14 protein-coding genes are annotated in these 19953 nt (G+C 74.6%); 7 read left to right on the top strand and 7 right to left on the bottom strand.

The genetic code is table 11. The features are described from left to right. Window positions 1-36 precede the first annotated feature (36 nt). The 3 genes from VKZ81_RS02020 to glmS all read left to right on the top strand — a co-directional run bounded on the left by VKZ81_RS02020 (window position 37) and on the right by glmS (window position 6219). The gene (locus VKZ81_RS02020; protein ID WP_324239634.1) at window positions 37-3753 is read left to right on the top strand and encodes an ABC transporter ATP-binding protein; all 3717 of its coding nucleotides are present in this window, start codon (window positions 37-39) and stop codon (window positions 3751-3753) included. 353 nt (window positions 3754-4106) lie between these two features. After that, the gene (locus VKZ81_RS02015; RefSeq protein WP_324239633.1) at window positions 4107-4376 is read left to right on the top strand and encodes a hypothetical protein; all 270 of its coding nucleotides are present in this window, start codon (window positions 4107-4109) and stop codon (window positions 4374-4376) included. Window positions 4377-4392: 16 nt separating this feature from the next. After that, window positions 4393-6219: a glutamine--fructose-6-phosphate transaminase (isomerizing) gene (gene glmS, locus VKZ81_RS02010; RefSeq protein ID WP_324239632.1), complete on the top strand. Its 1827-nt coding sequence runs from the start codon at window positions 4393-4395 to the stop codon at window positions 6217-6219. Between the two features lie 36 nt (window positions 6220-6255). Here glmS and VKZ81_RS02005 read toward each other — a convergent pair whose 3' ends face one another. Next, window positions 6256-7728 carry a helix-turn-helix domain-containing protein gene (locus VKZ81_RS02005; RefSeq protein ID WP_324239631.1) on the bottom strand — a complete coding sequence of 491 codons (1473 nt, stop codon included), beginning with the start codon at window positions 7726-7728 and terminating at the stop codon, window positions 6256-6258. Window positions 7729-7880: 152 nt separating this feature from the next. On the opposite strand from VKZ81_RS02005, the gene VKZ81_RS02000 reads away from it, so the two are divergent. Then, on the top strand, window positions 7881-8612 hold the full coding sequence (locus VKZ81_RS02000) for a response regulator transcription factor (RefSeq protein WP_324239630.1): 732 nt from the start codon (window positions 7881-7883) through the stop codon (window positions 8610-8612). Window positions 8613-8714: 102 nt separating this feature from the next. Further along, a complete protein-coding gene (locus tag VKZ81_RS01995) occupies window positions 8715-9374 on the top strand; it encodes a DedA family protein (protein WP_324239629.1) in 660 nt (219 codons plus the stop codon). A 75-nt stretch (window positions 9375-9449) separates the two neighbouring features. On the opposite strand, the gene VKZ81_RS01990 is transcribed toward VKZ81_RS01995, so the two are convergent. Beyond that, entirely contained in the window at window positions 9450-10475 is a 1026-nt protein-coding gene (locus tag VKZ81_RS01990) for a 6-phosphofructokinase (RefSeq protein WP_324239656.1), read from the bottom strand. A gap of 264 nt (window positions 10476-10739) precedes the next feature. Between VKZ81_RS01990 and VKZ81_RS01985 the strand changes: the two genes are divergently transcribed. Further along, the gene (locus VKZ81_RS01985) at window positions 10740-12899 is read left to right on the top strand and encodes a sensor histidine kinase (RefSeq protein ID WP_324239628.1); all 2160 of its coding nucleotides are present in this window, start codon (window positions 10740-10742) and stop codon (window positions 12897-12899) included. Between the two features lie 9 nt (window positions 12900-12908). Here VKZ81_RS01985 and VKZ81_RS01980 read toward each other — a convergent pair whose 3' ends face one another. Beyond that, complete coding sequence (locus VKZ81_RS01980; RefSeq protein ID WP_324239627.1) at window positions 12909-13601, bottom strand: ClpP family protease; 693 nt, start codon at window positions 13599-13601, stop codon at window positions 12909-12911. 211 nt (window positions 13602-13812) lie between these two features. On the opposite strand from VKZ81_RS01980, the gene VKZ81_RS01975 reads away from it, so the two are divergent. Continuing rightward, on the top strand, window positions 13813-15903 hold the full coding sequence (locus VKZ81_RS01975; RefSeq protein ID WP_324239626.1) for a PhoX family protein: 2091 nt from the start codon (window positions 13813-13815) through the stop codon (window positions 15901-15903). On the opposite strand, the gene VKZ81_RS01970 is transcribed toward VKZ81_RS01975, so the two are convergent. From VKZ81_RS01970 to VKZ81_RS01955, 4 genes are all read right to left on the bottom strand, one after another. Next, window positions 15904-16512 carry a VldE C-terminal domain-containing protein gene (locus tag VKZ81_RS01970; RefSeq protein WP_324239625.1) on the bottom strand — a complete coding sequence of 203 codons (609 nt, stop codon included), beginning with the start codon at window positions 16510-16512 and terminating at the stop codon, window positions 15904-15906. A gap of 299 nt (window positions 16513-16811) precedes the next feature. Next, the gene (locus tag VKZ81_RS01965; RefSeq protein WP_324239624.1) at window positions 16812-17498 is read right to left on the bottom strand and encodes a VldE C-terminal domain-containing protein; all 687 of its coding nucleotides are present in this window, start codon (window positions 17496-17498) and stop codon (window positions 16812-16814) included. 754 nt (window positions 17499-18252) lie between these two features. Then, window positions 18253-18915: a response regulator transcription factor gene (locus tag VKZ81_RS01960; RefSeq protein ID WP_324239623.1), complete on the bottom strand. Its 663-nt coding sequence runs from the start codon at window positions 18913-18915 to the stop codon at window positions 18253-18255. Further along, window positions 18912-19631 (bottom strand): sensor histidine kinase, encoded by a 720-nt coding sequence (locus VKZ81_RS01955; protein ID WP_324239622.1) that lies wholly within the window; start codon window positions 19629-19631, stop codon window positions 18912-18914. The genes VKZ81_RS01960 and VKZ81_RS01955 overlap by 4 nt, the downstream gene beginning before the upstream one ends. Between the last annotated feature and the right edge of the window lie 322 nt (window positions 19632-19953).

The following is a 19953-nucleotide window of genomic DNA, read 5'->3' as shown; positions in this document are numbered from 1 at the left end:
CGCTCGCCCGTCGGTGCGGCGGCTTAACGTGGAGAGGTGCCCGACTCCCGCTCCCCAGGATGGATCCGCCGACTCGTCCGCGCCTGCCTGCGCCACCGCGCCGTGGCCGTGGGCGCGCTCGTGGCGTCGGTGTTCGGGGTCAGCCTGGAGGCGGTCGGGCCGCTGCTCACCCGCGTGGTGGTCGACGACGCCGTCGCCGGTTCCACGGCCGTGCTCGCCCCGGTCGTCGCCGCCGTGGTCGCGCTCGCCGTCGTGCGGTTCGCGGCCGCGTTCCTGCGCCGCTACCTCGCCGGCAGGCTCGCCCTCGACGTGCAGCACGACCTGCGCAGGCAGGTGTTCGCCGCGATGCAGCGCCTCGACGGCGAACGGCAGGACGCGCTGCGCACCGGCCAGGTCGTCTCGCGCGCGATCACCGACCTGCAGCTGGTGCAGTCGCTGTTGTCCATGGCGCCGCTCGCGCTCGGCGCGGTGGTGCTCGTCGTCGCCTCGGTCGCGGCGATGCTGTGGCTGTCGCCGCTGCTCACGCTCGTCGCGCTCGTCGTCGTGCCGTCGGTCGCCTGGATCGCGCTGCGCACACGGGCGAAGCTGTTCCCGGCGACGTGGTCGGCCCAGCAGCGGGCGGCCGACATCGCCCAGCACGTCGAGGAGACCGTCACCGGGGTGCGGGTGGTCAAGGGCTTCGGCCAGGAGGCCCGCGAGGTCGCGGCGCTCGAGCGGGGCGCGGCGCGGCTGTTCGCCGAGCGGATGCGGGCCGCGCGGCTCACCGCCCGGCTCAACCCCACCCTGCTCGCGCTGCCCACGATCGGGCAGGTCGGCGTCATCGCGGTGGGCGGCTGGCTCGCGCTGCACGGCTCGATCAGCATCGGAACGTTCCTCGCGTTCTCCACCTACCTGTCCCAGTTGGTCGGGCCGGCCCGCCTGCTCGGGTCGGTGGTGGTGAGCGCACAGCTGGCCCGCGCGGGCGTGGAGCGGGTGCACGACCTCATCGACTCGCAGCCCGACGTCGTCGACCCGGACGACCCGGAGACCCTGCCGGAGGGGCCGCTGTCGGTGGAGCTGGACGACGTCACGTTCGGCTACTCGCGGCACGACCCGGTGCTCGAGGGCGTCAGCCTGCGCGTGGAGCCGGGCGAGACGCTCGCCGTCGTCGGCACGGCGGGATCGGGCAAGTCGACGATCGCGCTGCTCCTGCCGCGCTTCTACGACCCGCAGCGGGGCGAGCTGCGCCTCGGCGGGGTGCCGCTGCCGCGGCTGCGGCTGGCCGACCTGCGCCGCGAGCTCGGGGTGGTGTTCGAGGAGGCGTTCCTGTTCTCCGACACCATCCGCGCCAACATCGCCTACGGCCGCCCCGACGCGAGCGACGAGGAGGTGCGGGCCGCGGCGCGCGCGGCGCAGGTCGACGCGTTCGTCGAGAGCCTCCCCGACGGCTACGACACCCTCGTCGGCGAGCGCGGCCTCACGCTCTCGGGCGGGCAGCGCCAGCGCATCGCCCTGGCCAGGGCCGTGCTCACCGACCCGCGGGTGCTGGTGCTCGACGACGCCACGTCGGCCGTCGACACCGCCACCGAGGCCGCCATCCACGACACGCTGCGCTCCCTCACCGCCGGGCGCACCACCCTGCTCGTCGCGCACCGCCGCTCCAGCCTTGCGCTGGCCGACCGCATCGCCGTGCTCGACAAGGGCCGCGTCGTCGACGTCGGCACCGAGGCCGAGCTCATGGCGCGCTGCCCGCTGTTCCGCGACCTGCTCGCCGTGCCGGACGAGCTGCACGAACGCGCCACCGACGGCGTCGGGGAGGCCGACCGGGGCCGGCTGTGGCCCGATCCGGGGTCCGCGGGCACCGTGCCCGAGCCCCGGTCGGCCCCGCGGGTCGACGCGGCCGCGCCCCGCGGTGGCGGACGGATGGGCGCCGCCGGCGACCTCGCGCCCACGCCGGAGCTCCTGGCCGCGGTCGAGGCATTGCCACCCGCCACCGACGTCCCCCGCGTCGCCGGGGAGGACCCGCGCGCCCCCGATCCGGGGTTCCGGCTCGCGCGCCTGCTGCGCCCGGTGCGCTGGGCGCTGGTCGTCGGGATCGCACTGGTCGCACTCGACGCGCTGGCGAGCCTCGCGTTCCCCGCCGTCACCAGGTTCGCGATCGACGGCGGCATCACCGCGGGCGCGCCCGACGTGCTCGTCACGGCCTCGCTGCTGGGCATCGGGCTGGTCGCCGCGGGCTGGCTCGTGGTGGCCGCGCAGACCGTGGTCACCGCGCGCGCCGGCGAGACCCTGCTCTACCTGCTGCGCGTGCGCAGCTACGCCCACCTGCAGCGGCTCGGGCTGGACTACTTCGAGCGCGAGCTGTCCGGCCGGATCATGACCCGGATGACCACCGACGTCGACGCGCTGTCGACGTTCCTGCAGACCGGGCTCGTGCAGGCCGTGGTCAGCGTGCTCACGATCGGCGGCGTCGCGGTCGCGCTGCTCGTCACCGACGTCGAGCTCGCGCTGGTCGCGCTCGCGGTGGTGCCGGTGCTCGCCGTCGCCACGGTCGTGTTCCGCAGGCTGTCGTCGGCGGCGTACGCGGAGGCCCGCGAGAAGGTGAGCGCGGTCAACGCCGACTTCCAGGAGAACGTCACCGGGGTGCGGGTGGCGCAGGCCTACGTGCGCGAGGAGCGCAGCGCGAGCCGGTTCGCCGAGCGCAGCGCCGCCTACCGACAGACCCGGCTGCGTGCGCAGCGCTACATCGCCACGTACTTCCCCGGCGTCGCGCTCCTGTCCGACATCGCCACCGCCGCCGTCCTCGGCGTCGGTTCGGCGCGGGTGGCCGCGGGCGACCTCACGCCGGGCGTGCTCACCGCGTTCCTGCTCTACCTCGGGTTGTTCTTCACGCCCGTCCAGCAGCTCTCCCAGGTCTTCGACGGCTACCAGCAGGCCCGCATCGGGCTGTCCCGCATCGGTGACCTGCTGCGCACGCCCACCTCGGTGCCGCCGGAGCCGATCGGGGAGCCCGTGGCGGTGCCCGGACGGTTGCGCGGCGAGGTGGAGCTGCGCGACGTCGGCTTCACCTACCCCGGCGCCTCGTCGCCCGCCCTCGACGGCGTCTCGCTGCGGGTCGCGCCCGGCGAGACGATCGCGCTGGTCGGGGCCACCGGCGCGGGCAAGTCCACGGTGGTCAAGCTGCTCGCCCGGTTCTACGACGCCGACACCGGCGCCGTGCTCGTCGACGGGGTCGACGTCCGGCGGTACCCGCTCGCCGCCTACCGGCAGCGGCTGGGCATCGTGCCGCAGGAGCCCCACCTGTTCACCGGCGACGTCGCCGCGAACATCGCCTACGCCCGCCCCGACGCGACCCCGGCCGAGATCGAGGCCGCCGCCCGCGCCGTCGGCGCGCTCGACGTGGTGCGCTCGCTGCCCGGCGGGTTCCGCCACCCGGTCGGGGAGCGTGGGCAGGGCCTGTCGGCGGGGCAGCGCCAGCTCATCGCGCTCGCCCGCGCCGAGCTGGCCGACCCCGACATCCTGCTGCTCGACGAGGCCACCGCCGCCCTCGACCCCGCCACGGAGGCGGCCGTGCACGCCGCGGGCGACCGGGTCACGGCCCGCCGCACCGCGTTCGTCGTGGCGCACCGGCTCGGCACCGCTGCCCGGGCCGACCGGATCGTCGTGCTCGATGCGGGGCGGATCGTCGAGGTGGGCTCGCACGCCGAGCTGCTCGCGGCGGGCGGCCACTACGCGCGGCTCTGGCAGGCCGGCGAGATGGAGCCCGCGGCCTGAGCGGTCTGGCACCCGCGCCCCGTCGCCCCCGGACCCGCGACTCGCGCGACCGAGCCCGCGACTCGCGCGACCGAGCACGCGCCGCGGCCGCGACTCGGCCACACCGGGCTCGCGACTCGCGGGCACCGAGCCCGCGACTCGCCGACACCCAGACCGCGACTCGCCGACACTCAGACCGCGACTCGCGCGAACGCAGACCGCGACTCGCGCGCAACTGGTGTCACCCGGACGAGAACCCGCGAGCGGGCTGCCGGACGCCCTTCGGCGCCCGATCGGGGGCGCTTCGACCCCGATCCTGCCCGATATCGGGCAGGAATTTGTCGCTTCGCGCGTGGACGGGGCACTATCAGGTCGTGCCCACCGGACCGTACGACGACCTCATCGCGCACCTGGTCCGCAGCACGCCGCTGGACGCGGGCGAGGCGGCCCGTGTGGTGGACGAGGTCCTCGGCTACTTCTCCGAGCAGCTACCGGAGTTCGTCCGGCGCAGGCACGCGGAGCTGAAACGCCGCGGGCTGACGAACGAGCAGATATTCGCGGCGCTGAGCGCGGAGCTGGCGACGCGGCGGGTGGCACCCCCGCCGCTGTCGGCCCGGCAGCTGCGACGCATCGTCTACGGCTGAACGTGAAGGGACTCCCATGTGCGGCATCGTCGGATACGTCGGTCCCCAGGACGCTGCCCCGATCCTGCTGGAGGGGTTGGGGCGCCTCGAATACCGCGGGTACGACAGCGCCGGCATCGCTGTGCGCGGCCGGAACGGGCTCAAGGTCCGCAAGGTGAGCGGGCGGGTCGCGGAGCTGGCCGCCGACCTGCCGCCGCGCTTCAAAGGGTCACCCGGCATCGGGCACACCCGGTGGGCGACGCACGGCGAGCCGAGCGAGACCAACGCCCACCCGCAGACCGACACGGCGGGCCGCATCGCGGTGGTCCACAACGGCATCATCGAAAACGCCGACGAGCTGCGCGCGAAGCTCGCCGCCGACGGGGTCGAGTTCGCCTCCCAGACCGACACCGAGACGGTGGCGCACCTCGTCGCGGCCGCCTTCGCCGCCGGCGCGGAGGACCTGGAGCAGGCCGTCCGCCAGGCGCTGCGGCAGGTGGTCGGCGCCTACGGCCTCGCCATCCTCGACGCCGAGCACCCGGACCGGATCGTCGTCGCCCGCAACGGCAGCCCGGTGCTGCTGGGGGTCGGCGAGAAGGAGATGTTCGTCGCCTCCGACGTCGCCGCGCTGATCGGCTACACCCGCCAGGTCGTCTACCTCGACGACGGCGAGCTGGCGACGATCACGGCCGGTGGCTACCGCACGTTCACCCTCGACGACCGCGCGGTGGCCAAGAGCCCGTCCACCATCGACTGGGACGTCGTCGGCGCCGAGATCGGCGACCACGCGCACTTCCTGGCCAAGGAGATCCAGGAGCAGCCTCGGACGATCGAGCGGGCGCTCAAGGGCCGCATCGACGAGCGCTTCGCCACCGCGCACCTCGGGGGCCTCAACATGTCGGTCCGCGAGGCGCGGGAGTTCCGCCGGGTGAAGATCCTCGGCTGCGGCTCGGCCTGCTACGCGGGTGAGCTCGGAGCACAGCTGATCGAGGACCTCGCGCGCGTCCCGGCGAGCGCGGAGCCCGCCTCGGAGTTCCGCTACCGCAACCCGGTGGTGGAGCCCGACACCCTCTACGTCGCGGTCAGCCAGTCCGGCGAGACGATCGACACCCTGGCGGCGGTGCAGGAGCTGCAGCGCAAGGGCGGCCGGGTGATCGGGATCGTGAACGTCGTCGGCTCGACGATCGCCCGCCAGGTCGACGGCGGCATCTACCTGCACGCGGGCCCGGAGATGTCGGTGGCGGCCACGAAGTCGTTCACCTCGACGGTGGCGGCGTTCGCGCTGCTCGCGCTGCACATGGGCCGCATCCGCGACCTCTCGCCCGAGCAGGGCAGGCGCATCATCGCGGGCCTCAACGCGCTGCCCGAGCAGATCACGCAGATCCTCGACGCGGCCGACCCGATCGCCGAGATCGCCGCTGAGGTCGCGAAGAGCCACAGCGTGATGTTCGTCGGCCGCCGCCGGGGCTGGCCGGTGGCCCGCGAGGGCGCGCAGAAGCTGAAGGAGATCTCCTACGTCCACGCCGAGGCCTACCCCTCGGCCGAGCTCAAGCACGGCCCGCTGGCGCTGATCAGCCCGGAGATGCCGACGGTCGCGATCGTCCCGGACGACGACCTCCTGGACAAGAACACCTCGACGCTGTCGGAGATCAAGGCGCGCAAGGGTCCGGTGATCGCGGTGGCGCACCGGGAGCTGCCCCCGGATCTCGCCGACCGCACGATCGTCGTTCCGCGCAACGAGCCGGAGCTGGACCCGATCCTGCTGTCGATCCCGCTGCAGATCCTCGCCTACCACGCCGCGGTCGCGCTGGACCGGGACGTGGACAAGCCGCGCAACCTCGCCAAGAGCGTCACGGTCGAGTAGCCGGCCGGGGATCGCGCGCCCGGCCGGCGCCCGCGGCTAGAAGAGCAGGTGCACGCGCCGGGCCGCGATCCCCGCGCGCCGGGGATCCGACGGCGGCAGCAGCGCCATGAGGCGGTCGTGGACCTCGAGGTCGTCGCGGCCGAGGGGGTGCGTGGCGAACTCGGCGAGCAGGTCGACGTCGTCGCTCTCCAGCACGATGCTGCGCAGCCCGACCTCCAGCTCCGCGCGCAGCTCCCGGATCGCGGGGGCGTCCGAGCGGGGCAGCAGCGGGCCCGCGCAGGAGCGCAGCGCGTCGGCGGGGCGGCGGGCGCGGAGCGCGCGGCGGACCGCCTCGAAGTCGGTGTCGACGATCGCGTCGAGCCGGTACGGGCGGGTGCGCAGCACATCGGAGCCGATGAGGCCGCGCAGCCGCAGGATCTCGCCGCGCACCGTCGTCGGGTTGCCCTCCTCGCCGTAGAGCATGAGCGCGAGCTGCTCGGCGGTGAGCCCGTCCGGGTGCAGCGCGAGCACGGCGAGCAGCTCGGCGGGGCGGAGCGTCAGCGGGATCGACCGGCCGTCGAGGACGGCCGTGGGCGAGCCCTCGCCGGTGAAGCGCAGCGACAGCGCCGAGCGCGGCTTGGCGGGCGTGCCGCGGTGCGGCGCGCGCAGCAGGTAGCCCTCCGCGAGCTGCTCGACGATCACCTCGCGGCCGTCGTCGAGCACCACCCGGTCGACGCCGGGCTGCACGGCCACCCGCTCCGGCCACACCCCGTACGGCTCGCTCGCCACGATCCGGCCGGTGGAGGTGACCAGCGCGCCGGCCTGGCCACGGAGGCTCGCGAGGTGGGGCATGTTGCGCAGGCGCAGCCGCTCGTCCTCGAGGGCGAGACGCACCCGCAGCTGGTGCTCGGCGAGCTGGGCGGTGGCCGCGACCAGCTGCTTCATCGCCGGGTGCACCGTGTGCAGGGGGCCCGAGATGTCGATGGCGCCCAGGATCGTGCCGGTGTCCGGGTCGTGCACCGGCGCGGCGGCGCAGGTCCACGTGTGGTAGGTGCGCACCAGGTGCTCGGCCGAGTGGATCGCGACCGGCGCGTCCACGGCGAGCGTGGTGCCCATCGCGTTGGTGCCGATGGCGTCCTCGGTCCAACGGGTGCCCGGGATCAGGCCCACCTCGTCGGCCGAGCTGAGCACCGACGCGGCGCCCTCGCGCCACAGGATCAGGCCGTCGGCGTCGGTGACGATCATGACGTGCATCGCCTCGTCGGCGATGCTCACGAGCGTGCTGCGCAGCAGCGGCATCACCGCGTTGAGCGGGTGCGCCTCCCGCAGGGGCGGGACGTCCTCCTCGCCGAGGACGACGGGCGGCGTGCGCCGGTCCGGGTCGACGTGGGCGGCGAGGCTGCGCTGCCACGACTCGGACACGAGGGTGCGCGGCGCGACGGGTGCCCGGTCGCCGGCGAGCACGGCCTCGAACACCTGTTGCATCAGGCGGGCGTGGGCCGTGGGGTCGAACACTCCATCGGTGGTCATCTGTACTCCGAGCGTCATCGCCCCAGGACCCGGCCATCATCACCCAGCGGGGCGCGGGCGGCAAGCGCGCCAGACGTTGCGCGTGCAACGTACAGGCAACGTCACCCTTCCTAGCCTCCTCGCACCCGACCACCGCGAGGGAGGGAGGCATGATGACCGCTGACGCACTGCTCGACCGCCGCCCCGTGCTCGACACGGTAAGCGGCGCACCCGCCACCACGGCACGGCGCACCGCCCGCATCCTCGTCGTCGACGACGAGGCGATCGTCCGGTTCGGGCTCCGCCAGCTGTTCGCCCCCGACCCCCTCGTCTCCGTGATCGGAGAGGCCGCCACCCCGCGCGACGCCCTCGTGATCGCCGACCGGTGTCCACCGGATCTGGTGATCCTCGACGTCGCGCTCGGCCGAGGCGACGCGGCCGGCGTCGAGCTCGCCCGGATGCTGCTGGAACGCCACCGCGGCGTGCGGGTGCTCGTGCTGACCGGCTGCCGCGACCGCGACGTCATGCTGCGGACCGTGCGCCTCGGCGTGCACGGCTACGTGCGCAAGAGCGCCGACACCACCGACATCGTCCGTGCCGTGCACCGGCTGCTGCGCGGCGAGAGCGTGTTCGACACCGGCGGGCCCGCCGGCGCCGCCGTCGCGGACGTGCTGCGCGACGAGGACCGCCCTCCCGTGCGCGGGCTCGGCGGCGCGATGCTGACCGAGCGCGAGAACCAGGTGCTGCGCCTGCTCGCGGTCGGCATGTCCAACCGCGAGATCGGCAAGCGGCTGATGATCAGCGAGGCCACCGTGAAGTTCCACGTGCGGAACCTGCGCGACAAGCTCGACGTGCGCCGCCGCACCGAGATCGTCTACACGGCCACGCGGCAGGGCATCGTCTAGACGGCGGTCGGTCATCTAGGGGTAGACCCTGATCCGAAATCCGGGGAGCGTGGGTCTGTTCGACCGATGTGGACCGGGCCGTGCCCTCCATAGCCTGGTCGGGTGTTCGACGGGCTGCGGCTGTTGCTGGAGGGGGCGCTGGCCTCGCCCTGGTTGCTGTTGGTGATCCTCGGCCTGGCCGTGGTCGACGCGCTGGTCCCGATGGTGCCCAGCGAGGCCCTGATCATCGCGGCCGGGGTGGGCGCGGCGGCGGGCGACCAGAGCCTGGTCGCCGTGATCGGGGCGGCGTCGCTCGGCTCGTTCGTCGGCGAGTGCACGGCCTTCGCCCTCGGCCGCGGGTTCGGGGCGTCGGTGCGGGGCAGGCTCGCGCCGGGCGGCCCGCGGGCCGAGCTGTTCGCCCGCGTCGAGCGCACGCTGGCCACGCGGGGCGGGCTCATCCTGCTCACCGCGCGCTACATCCCCGCCGGGCGCACGGTGGCGGCGCTCGCGGCGGGCGCGAGCCGCTTCCCGGTCCGCCGGTACGTGGGGCTCAGCGCGCTCGGGGCCACGATGTCGGCTGCGTACGTCGCGCTCCTGGGGTTCCTCGGCGGCGCGGCGCTGGCCGACGACCCGCTCGTCGCGCTTGCGGTGAGCCTGTCGATCGGTACGGCGATCGGTTCGGCCGCCGGCGTGGTGCGCCGCTACTCACAGCGCGACACGCGCGCACCGAGACCGCGACTCGCGGAAGGGGCGCAGCCCCCCGTTCCGCGAGTCGCGGTGTGAGTGCCCGCGAGTCGCGCTCTGGGTGTGCGCGAGTCGTGCCCTTGGCCCGGGCGAGTCGCGGGCTCGGTGCGGCCCTCAGCCGAAGAAGACCGCGGCCTCGGCGTACAGCTCCGGGTCGACGAGCTTGAGCTCCTTGGTCGCCTCCGACAGCGGCACGGTGACGATGTCGGTGCCGCGCAGCGCGGTCATCTGCCCCCACTTGCCCTCGTGCACGGCGTCGATGGCGTGCAGGCCGAAGCGGGTGGCGAGCCACCGGTCGCGCGCGGTCGGGGTGCCGCCGCGCTGGACGTGCCCGAGCACCGTGGTGCGCGCCTCCTTGCCGGTGCGCTCCTCGATGCGGTGGGCGAGCCAGTCGCCGATGCCGCCGAGCCGGACGTGGCCGAAGGCGTCCTTCTCGGTGCTCTGCAGCACCTCCTCGCCCTCCTTGGGCTTGGCGCCCTCGGCGACGACGATGATCGGCGCGTAGTCGAGCTGGAACCGCGACTCGACCCACTTGCAGACCTGGTCGAGGTCGAACCGCACCTCGGGGATGAGGATCGCGTTGGCGCCGCCCGCCATCCCGGAGTGCAGCGCGATCCAGCCCGCGTGCCGACCCATCACCTCGACGATCAGCGCTCGGTGGTGCGACTCGGCCGTGGTGTGCAGCCGGTCGATGGCCTCCGTGGCGATGTTGACGGCGGTGTCGAAGCCGAACGTGTAGTCGGTGCCGTTCAGGTCGTTGTCGATCGTCTTCGGCACGCCGACGACGTTGACGCCCATCTCGTGCAGCTTGGTGGCGACCCCGAGGGTGTCCTCGCCGCCGATCGCGATGAGCGCGTCGACGCCGAGGTTCTGCAGGTTGCGGCGGATCTTCTCGACCCCGTCCTCCACCGCGAACGGGTTCGTGCGCGACGACCCGAGGATGGTGCCGCCGCGGGGCAGGATGCCGCGCACGCTGGGGATGTCGAGCGGCCGCGTCAGGGCCTCGAGGGGCCCCCGCCAGCCGTCGCGGAAGCCGAGGAACGAGTACCCGTACTCCGGCACGCCCTTGCGGACGATGGCCCGGATGACAGCGTTGAGTCCGGGGCAGTCCCCGCCCCCGGTGAGCACGCCGACGCGCATGGCTCGGTACCTCTCCATCGATGCAGAAGGTGGCGAGTGCGTCACGCTATCGGCAGCGCCGGTTCGCCGCGACGGCGCCACCACCCTGCTGTCGTCGGAGCCCCCGGCGGTGTGAACCGGCGGCGCGCCGTGGCGGCGAGTAGCGTGGTGGGATTCCGCGAACCGGGGTGGCTATGGGTACGCAGCGGTGGCTCGCCGTCGAACGAGCCGGGGGAACCTGCGACGGGGTGCCGGCCCGCCTCGCGCGCGTGCCGACGGCCTGAGATGTCGGTCCCGTCCGGGTGGTCCGCCCAGAAGCTCGCCGAGTTCCTGGCCGAGGTGTCGTCGTACGCCACCGAGGCCGAGACCGCCGACGGTGCGGTCGAGCGGGTGGCGGAGTCGCTCGACGCCGACGTCGTCGCGATCGTGGCCGGTGACGCCGTCGTGGCCGCCGTCGGTTGCTCCGAGGGGATGGCGGGGGAGCTCGCCGCCGTCGCCGCGGCGCGGGGCGGGGACGTCACCGTTCCCGGTCACGGCCGGTACCCGGCCACCGTCGTACCGCTCGAGCACCCGCGGGGGGCGAGCCTCGTGGTGGCCCGGGCGGGCCCGGATCCGCTGAGCGCGGACGAGCTGAGCCTGCTGCACGCCATGGCCCGCGTGACCTCGATGACGCTGCGCATGCGCCGCTTCATCGACGACGAACGCGCCCTGCGCGAGGAGAGCCAGCGGCAGAGCGCGGAGAACGCCCAGCTGCTGGCGAGCCTCACGGCCCACCAGGTGCTGCTCGAGCGGCTGGCCAAGGAGCAGGCGGCCCTGCGCCGGGTGGCCACGCTCGTCGCCTCCCAGCCCGCGCCGGCGCAGGTCCTCGCGCACGTCACCGAGGAGGTCGGGCGGTTGCTGCGCGCGGGGTCGACGCAGATGTTGCGCTGCGACGGCCCGGGCACGGTCACGGTGGCGGCCGGGTGGGCCGAAGCGGACGCGTCCGGCCGGGAGATCGCGCTCGGCACCCGGTTCGAGGTCGACGGCGACGCCCTCGTCGGCGTCGTCGTGCGCGAGCGCCGCGCCACCCGGATGGGGAACGCGTCGCTGGCGGACGGCGGCCCGATCGCCGCGCACGTCGGCCGCAGCGGGCTCCGCTCGGCGACGGCCAGCCCGATCGAGGTCGAGGGTCGGCTGTGGGGCGTGATGGTCGCCGCCTGGTCCTCGCACGAGCCACCGGCGGACGCGGAGTCGCGCATCGTCGAGTTCGCCCGGCTGGCCGCCACGGCGATCTCGAACGCCCACGCGCGCGCCGAGGTGGAGCGGCTCGCCGACACCCAGGCCGCGCTGCGCCGGGTGGCGACGCTCGTCGCGCAGGGGGAACGGCCCGAGATCATCTTCACCCGGGTCGCCGAGGAGATCGCCCGGATCCCGGACGTCGACATCGGGGTCGTCCTGCGGTACGAACCCGACGATGCGGCGACCGTCCTCGCGGCCACCGGCCGCATCGAGCTGCCGGCCCTCGTGGGCACCAAGTGGCCGCTGGCCACCGACGACAACGTGGTCACCGCGGTGTACCGCACCGGCAGGCCGGCCCGCATCGACGACTACCGCGCCGTGTCCGCGCCGCTCACGAACGCTGCACCCGATACCGTGTTCTCGACCGTCGCCGCCCCGGTCGTCCTCAGGGACCGGCTGTGGGGCGCCGTCAGCGCGATGACGCGGATGCGGCCCGCGCCGGCGGCCGACGCCGAGTCCGGGATGTCGGCCGAGTCCGAGGCGCGCATCCGCGAGCTCGCCGACCTGGTGGCGATCGCGATCTCCAACGCCGACGCCCGCGCGCAGCTCACCGCGTCCCGGGCGCGGGTGGTGGCCGCGTCGGACGAGGCGCGGCGGCGGCTCGAGCGGAACCTGCACGACGGCGTCCAGCAGGGGCTGGTGTCGCTGGCGCTCGCGCTGCGGGAGGCGGAGTCGCTGGCGCCGGCCGACCCGCCCGAGCTCCGGACGACGATCGGGCGGGTCGTGGACGGGCTGACCGCGGTGCTCGACGAGCTCCGGGAGATCTCGCGCGGGCTGCACCCGGCGCTGCTGTCCGAGGGCGGCCTCGCGTACGCGCTCCGCTCGCTCGCCCGCCGCTCCGCGGTGCCCACCACGCTGCACGTGCGCGTCCCCGACCGCCTGCCCGAGCGGATCGAGGTGCCCGCCTACTACATCGTCTCCGAGGCGCTCACGAACGCCGCGAAGCACGCCCAGGCGTCCGTCGTGGACATCGACGTCGAGGCCACCGACGGGGTGGCGCGCATCGCCGTGCGCGACGACGGGGTCGGCGGGGCGGACATCCGGCGCGGGTCGGGGCTGATCGGGCTCGTCGACCGGGTGGAGGCGGCGGGCGGGGAGCTGCGGATCACCAGCCGGCCGGGGGAGGGCACCTCGCTGCTCGCCACCTTCCCGCTCACGACCCGGTGATCGGCGCTGTCACCCCTCGACGACGTGATCGACCAGCCCGTACTCCCGCGCCTGCTCCGCGGTGAACCAGCGCTCCCGGTCGCAGTCGGCGACGACCGCCTCGACGGTCTGGCCGGTGTGGCGCGCCGTGAGCTCGGCGATCTCCCGCTTCAGCTCCGCGTGCACGCCCGCCCGCATCGCGACGTCGACGGCCCGGCCCCCGCCGCCCGCCGTCGGCCTGCTCATGAGGATGCGGGCGTGCGGCATGGCGTACCGCTTGCCGGGGGTGCCCGCCGAGAGCAGGAACTGGCCCGCGGAGGCGGTGATCCCAACCGCCCAGGTGGCCACGTCCGGGCGGATCGACCGCATCGTGTCGTAGACGGCCAACGCCGCGGTGACCGAGCCGCCCGGCGCGTTGAGGTAGAGCGCGACGTCGCGGTCCGGGTCCTGCGCCGCGAGCAGGAGGAGCTGCTCGTTGACCAGCGTGGCGACCTCGTCGTCGATCTCGCGCCCGATGTAGACGATGCGCTCCCCGAGCAGCTCGGGAAGCAGCGGGTCGGCGCCCGCGGGGATCGGGATCTCGGCGTGCAGCACCGGCCCCGCCACCGGCGGCCGCGGCTGCGCGGGCGGCGGGGCGGGGCGCTGCGGCGGCAGCGGCGGGTACGGCGGCAGCGGTGGCTGCGGCTGGTGAACGGCATGGTGGACGGTGTGTCGGACGGTCATCGGGACTCCTCTCCTCGGCGGTGCCCGACGCTAGGCCGGTCCCGGGCGTCCGGGGTGCCGCGTTCGCCGTGGGCCGCTGTGTTCGCCGAGGGTGAGCAACGCCTCTCCACCCGGCCGGCCCGTTCACCTCTGCTCCACCTGGACGCCATCGCAGCCTCGCCGTGGCTGCCTAGGGTCGGCGCGTTCCCCGAACCCCACCCTGGAGGATGACGTGGCCCAGCCGCGCCCGTCCGGCCGCATCACGCTCCCGCTGCTGACCCCGATCCACCGCGGGCGACAGGGCCTCGCGTGCCGCTACCGCTGCGCCAACGCGTGCGCCCACGACGAGCCGAACACCTCGGACAACGAGTACTTCGGAGACGTCCTCGCGCGCGCCGTCACCCGCCGCGGTGTGCTGCGCGCGGGCGCCGTCCTGACCCTCGCGGCCGGCGCGGGCACCGCCCTCGCGGCGTGCACCCCCGGGGCCGGGGGCACGGGAGGCGCGCCGGCCGAGCCCCACGGGCTCGACTTCGAGCCGGTCGCCCCCAACACCACCGACGCGATCACGGTGCCGCCGGGCTACGAGAGCGACGTCGTGATCTCCTGGGGCGACCCGGTCGTGCCCGGCGCGCCCGACTTCGACTTCGACAACCAGACCGCGGAGGCACAGGCCGTCCAGTTCGGCTACAACAACGACTTCTGCGGCCTGCTGCCGCTGCCCGGACCGGGCGAGCGGTACGTGATGTTCTGCAACCACGAGTACACGACCGAGCCGCTGATGTTCCGCGGCTACGACCCGGACGACCCCACCGAGGAGCAGTACCGCATCGGGCTCGCGGCGCACGGCCTCACCGTCGTCGTGGTGGAGCGCGACCCCGGCACGGGGCGGATCACGCCGGTGCTCGACGAGCGGTACAACCGCCGCTACACCGGCACGTCGGAGTTCGTGCTCGATGGCCCCGCGGCGGGCTCGGAGTGGCTGCGCACGTCCGCCGACCCGACCGGCACCCGCGTGCTCGGCACGCTCAACAACTGCTCCGGCGGGGTCACCCCGTGGGGAACGTTCCTGTCCGGCGAGGAGAACTTCCACGGCTACTTCGCCAACGCCGGGGAGGTGACCGACCCGGTCGTCGCGGCCCGCCTCGCCCGCTACGGCGTCGAGGAGGAGGCCACCGAGCGGCGCTGGGAGCGGTTCGACCGCCGCTTCGACGTGACCGAGGAGCCGAACGAGGTGAACCGGTTCGGCTGGATCGTCGAGGTCGACCCGTTCGACCCGGAGGCCCCGCCCGTCAAGCACACCGCACTCGGCCGCTTCAAGCACGAGGGCGCCACCATCCGGCTCGCGCCCGACCGGCGCGCGGTCGCGTACATGGGCGACGACGAGCGGTTCGACTACGTCTACAAGTACGTCTCCGACGAGCCGATGGCCGATGGCCAGACCCGCGCCGCCCGCGAGCACAACCGCACGCTGCTCAGTCGGGGCACGCTCTACGTCGCCCGCTTCACCGGGGCGAGCCCCGACGGCGAGATCGACGGCACCGGCCGGCTGCCCGCGGACGGCCGGTTCGACGGGACCGGTGAGTGGATCCCGCTGGCCTCGGGCGACCGGTCCTTCGTGGACGGCATGACCGCCGCCGAGGTCTACGTCTTCACCCGGGAGGCAGCCGACAAGGTCGGCGCCACGAAGATGGACCGCCCCGAGGACGTCGAGGCCAACCCGCGCACGGGCCACGTCTACATCGCGCTCACCAACAACACCGACCGCGGCAAGGCCGACGCCACCCGCACCGCGGGCCCGGACGAGGCCAACCCGCGCGTGGACAACAAGCACGGCCACGTCATCGAGCTGGTCGAGGAGGGCGGCGACCCGACCGCGACGTCGTTCCGCTGGTCGATCCTGCTGGTGTGCGGCGACCCGAACGACCCGGGCACCTACTTCGGCGGGTTCGACAAGTCCCAGGTCAGCCCGATCACCTCGCCGGACAACCTCGCCTTCGACCCGTACGGCAACCTCTGGATCTCCACCGACTCCGGGATGGAGCTGGGCATCAACGACGGCCTGTACGCGGTGTCGCTGGAAGGGGAGACGCGCGGGAAGACCACGCTGTTCGCGAGCGTGCCGGTGGGGGCCGAGTGCTGCGGACCGGTGGTCACGGAGAACTTCGTGCTGATCTCGGCGCAGCACCCCGGCGACCTCGACGACGCGAGCCCGGACACGCCCGCGAGCACGTGGCCGGGCGGCCCGGGCACACAGCCGCGCCCCTCGGTGGTGAACATCTGGCGGACCGGCCGGGCCGGGCAACCCGGCCGCATCGGCGCCTGATCAGCTGCAGCGTTCGACCAGCGGGGTACCGGCGCCCGCGCTGCGCTTGAACGAGATGTGCACGTGGTCGTAGTGGTTCTCGGTGATCCCGCCGCGGTCGGCCATGCGCTCCCAACCGTCGCCGTAGTTGATCCGCTGCTTCCAGATCACGTACTCGACGCCGAGCTCCTCCTGGTTGGCGAGCGCGCACTGGGCGATCCGGTCGCCCTTCGCGCCGCGGGCCATGAGGTCGAGCGCGAGCCCGCGCGGGTGCTCGGAGGCGCGGGCGCGGCGGGCCACTCCGATCAGGTCGGGCTGGTCGTAGAGGCAGGACAGGAAGCGGGCCGCGCTGCGCACCCACGGCTTGACGGGGCCGATGCCGCCGAGGTCGGCGTCGCAGTTCGCCCTCGCCTGCCGTTCGGCGAGCGCCCGGGCCTCCTCGAACAGGCCGGCGGCCTTCACGAGGTCGGAGACCTTGACCTCCGGCGGCTCGGGCTGGTGGGAGGCCGCCACGGGCACGACGCTCGCGATCAGCCGCACGTCGTCGGTGGCCGACGCCGCCGCGGCCTGCACGTAGGTGTCCTCGGCGACCGCCGGGGGCGCGGGCGCGTTCGCCGCCGGGACGGTCACGGCGAGGGCGCCGCCCGTTGCGGCGGCCGCAGCCATCCCGTTGCGCAGGGCGGACTCGCGTGGCGCGCGGTGGCGCGCTGGACGAGGGGCCTGCGCACCGGCCACGTTGAGAACGGGGCCCTGGTGCGCTTTCCGGCCGCCGGGGGAGCGGTGCCGAGCCACGACCTGCCTTCCGGACCGCGCGACCCGTGCGGGCTTTCCGGGGTATCGGCCCGCAGGGGAGCCGGGACGCGCCTCGGTCCGCGGCACACGATAGCGGATCGGTCACGGACCGAAGGCGACCCGTCACCCTGCGTGTCTCAACAGCCGCGCAAGGTGCCGCCGCCCGCGCCCCGCTTGAACGAGATGTGGACGTGGTCGAAGTGGTTCGCGGTGGCGCCGCCGCGGTCCTCCATCCGCTTCCAGCCGTTGCCGTGGTTGATCCGTTGGCGCCAGATCACGTACTTGATGCCGAGGGCGTCCATGTTCTCCAACGCGCACGCGGCGAGGCGGTCGCCGGTGGCGCGGTCGACCATGAAGTCGACGGCGAGGCCGCCCGGGTGGTCGGAGGTGCCGGCGCGCCCGGCCACTCCGTGCATCGTCGGCTCGCCGAACGTGCAGCCGAGCTGCACCGCGGCGCTGCGCACGTTGGACTTGACCGGGCCGAGCCCGCGGGTGGGGAGGTCGCAGTCCACCGGCCCGCGCGCGGCCTCCTCCGCTGCCTTCGCCTCGGCCGCCGCGCGCTCCTGGGCGGCCTTGGCCTCCGCGGCCGCCCGCTCGGCGGCGCGGGCGGCCTCCTGCTCCGCGAGCTGAGCGGCCTTCACGAGCGCCGCCGCGTCGGCGATGACCGGCTCCGGGTCGATCGGCTCCACGGCCGTCTCGAAGACCTCGGTGACCGGGTCGTCGTCCGGGCTCGCCTGCGCGACGGGGACGACCGCCTCGCCGGGGCGGGTCTCCGGTTCTGGTGCTGAGCCGCCGCCGACCAGCGAGAACGCGCTGCCCGTCACGGCGAAGGCGGCGGCACCCCGCCGCAGCGGGGTCGGGACGGACCGCAGCGCGCGGGCACCCGCTCGTCGGCGGTGGCGGGGGGCGGCCACCGTGAACGTCGGGTGCTGGTGCGCGCCTCGGCCCCGGGGGGAGCGATGCCGAGCCACGACCTGCCTTTCGGATCGACGGACCGGTAAGGAACCCGGCGTCGGGGCGCCGGTGGGTGGGGAGCCCGTGTCCTTTTCGTGACCGTGCCGTCATGGATCCGAGAGGCAACGTAAGCAACCTCCGCGATCGCCGCACGTCAGTGACCTGTTGGGGCGGATGAGAGCGCGGCGGCGAGCGGCGAGCGGTGCCCGTCTTGCCCCGTTCGGGGGAGCGGCTGCCGGTCACCGGTCGCGGCCCCTCAGCGGCGGTCGTCGCCGACGGCGCGGGTGCCGCACACCGACGGTGAACGACGGGTGGGCGCAGATCCCGGGGCGGGGGACGTCGAACCGTTCGCTGCAGACGTCGATGACGGCCTGCGCCGGCTCGGCTGCCGGCGGGCCCGTCGTGTCGCCCCGACCGGTGAGCTGTGCGCAGATGCGCCGGCGGCGCGCCGCCGCGGCACCCGCCACGCGCCCGCGTCCGGGTGCGAGCGCGGCGAGGAAGCGCTCCCGCCACCGCTCACCTCCGGTGACGGCGACGACGGCGATGTGCGCATCGACCTGCCCGACCAGCTGAACGAGGTGGGGCGCCGGGCACCCGACCGCCGCGTGCCGGTGGCCGGGCCGGTCACCACTCCACGATGCCCCGGCGGTAGGCGTAGACGGCGGCCTGCACGCGGTCGCGCAGGTCGAGCTCGGCGAGGATGCGCGGAACGTACGTCTTGACGGTCTCCTGGCTGATCACCAACCTCGCGGCGATCTCGCTGTTGGACAGGCCGTCGGCGACCAGCCGCAGCACCTCCAGCTCGCGCGGGGTGAGCGCGTCGTCGGCCTGCACCTGCTCGGCGGGGCGGATCCGCGCCGCGAACCGCCCCACGAGCTGCCGGGTGACCTCGGGGGCGAGCAACGCCGCCCCGCTCGCCACGGTGCGGATGCCGTGCAGCAGCTGGGCGGGCGGCGCGTCCTTGAGCAGGAACCCGCTCGCACCGGCGCGCAACGCCTCGTACACGTACTCGTCCAGGTTGAACGTGGTCACCACGAGCACCTTCACCGGGTCGGCGACGCCTGAGCCCGCCAGCATCCGGGTGGCCTCGATGCCGTCGAGCACCGGCATCCGCACGTCCATCACCACGACGTCCGGGCGCAGCCGCCGGGCGAGGTCGACCGCGGTGCGCCCGTCGCCGCACCCGCCCACCGGCTCGAGGTCGGGCTGGGCGGCGATGATCGTGGTGAACCCGGTGCGGACCAGCTCCTGGTCGTCGCACACCAGCACCCGGATCGGAGCGCTCACGACGGTTCCCCGGTGGGGATGTGCGCCCGCACGAGGAACCCGCCGCCCGCCTGCCGGTCGGCGCTGAACTCGCCGCCCAGCGCCCCGACCCGTTCCCGCAGCCCCGCCAGGCCGCGGCCGCTCACGCTCGCCACCGCGGCCGGCCGTCCCGGCCCGTCGGTGCCGACCTCGACCGCGATCCCACGCTCCCCGTACCGGACGCAGACCACGGTGCGGCTGCCGCGGGCGTGCTTGAGGGCGTTGGTCAGCGACTCCTGCACCACGCGGTGGGCGGTGAGCGCGGCGGCGCCCGCCGCATCGGCCGGCCGACCCTCCTCGGTGAGCTCAACGGGCTGTCCGGCCCGGCGGACCTGCTCCACGATGGCACGCGGACCCGCCGGGGGCGCCGCCCCCGAGCCGGGGTCGAGCACGTCCAGCAGGTGCCGCAGGTCGCCCACGGCCCGCCGTCCGGTGTCGGCCACCGCGGACAGGGTCTCGTCGAGCCGCTCGGGCGCGCCCGTCAGGTACCGGGCCGCCTCGGCCTGCACCACCATCGCGGTGACGTGGTGGGTCACCACGTCGTGCAGCTCCCGGGCGATGCGGGTGCGTTCGGCGGCGCGGGTGGCCTCGGCCACGCGGCGGCGGCGCTCGGTCTCGGCCGCCCGGGTGGAGCGCAACCAGGCCCCGGCGCCCCATGCGGCCACGGCGAGCAGGTAGAACACCACGAACCCGCCCACCGGCTCGGGGCCCCGAGCAGGTGGAGTGCCACGGCGAGCGCCCCGTACGCCGCGGAGAGCGCGACGGCCGCGACCCGCCGGTGGTGCTCCAGGTGGGCCCCCGCGCTCATCAGCGCGAAAGCCGGGCCCGTGGCCGCCACCAGGTGGTAGCTGCCCAGCTCGCCCACCAGGAAGCCGAGCGACACGAGGCCGAGGCACCACGCGGGTGCCCGCCTGCGCAGCGCGAGCGGGAGGGTCTCGAGCACGAGCACCACGGCGGCCACCGTGTCGAACGGGCGTGCCGGGAGGTCACCGACCTGGGTCTCGTGGCCCTCGAACGGCG

The organism is Pseudonocardia sp. (assembly GCF_035305885.1).
Lineage (GTDB): Bacteria > Actinomycetota > Actinomycetes > Mycobacteriales > Pseudonocardiaceae > Pseudonocardia.
The sequence above is the reverse complement of the archived record's forward strand: the minus strand, read 5'-3'. Positions and strand labels throughout refer to the sequence as shown.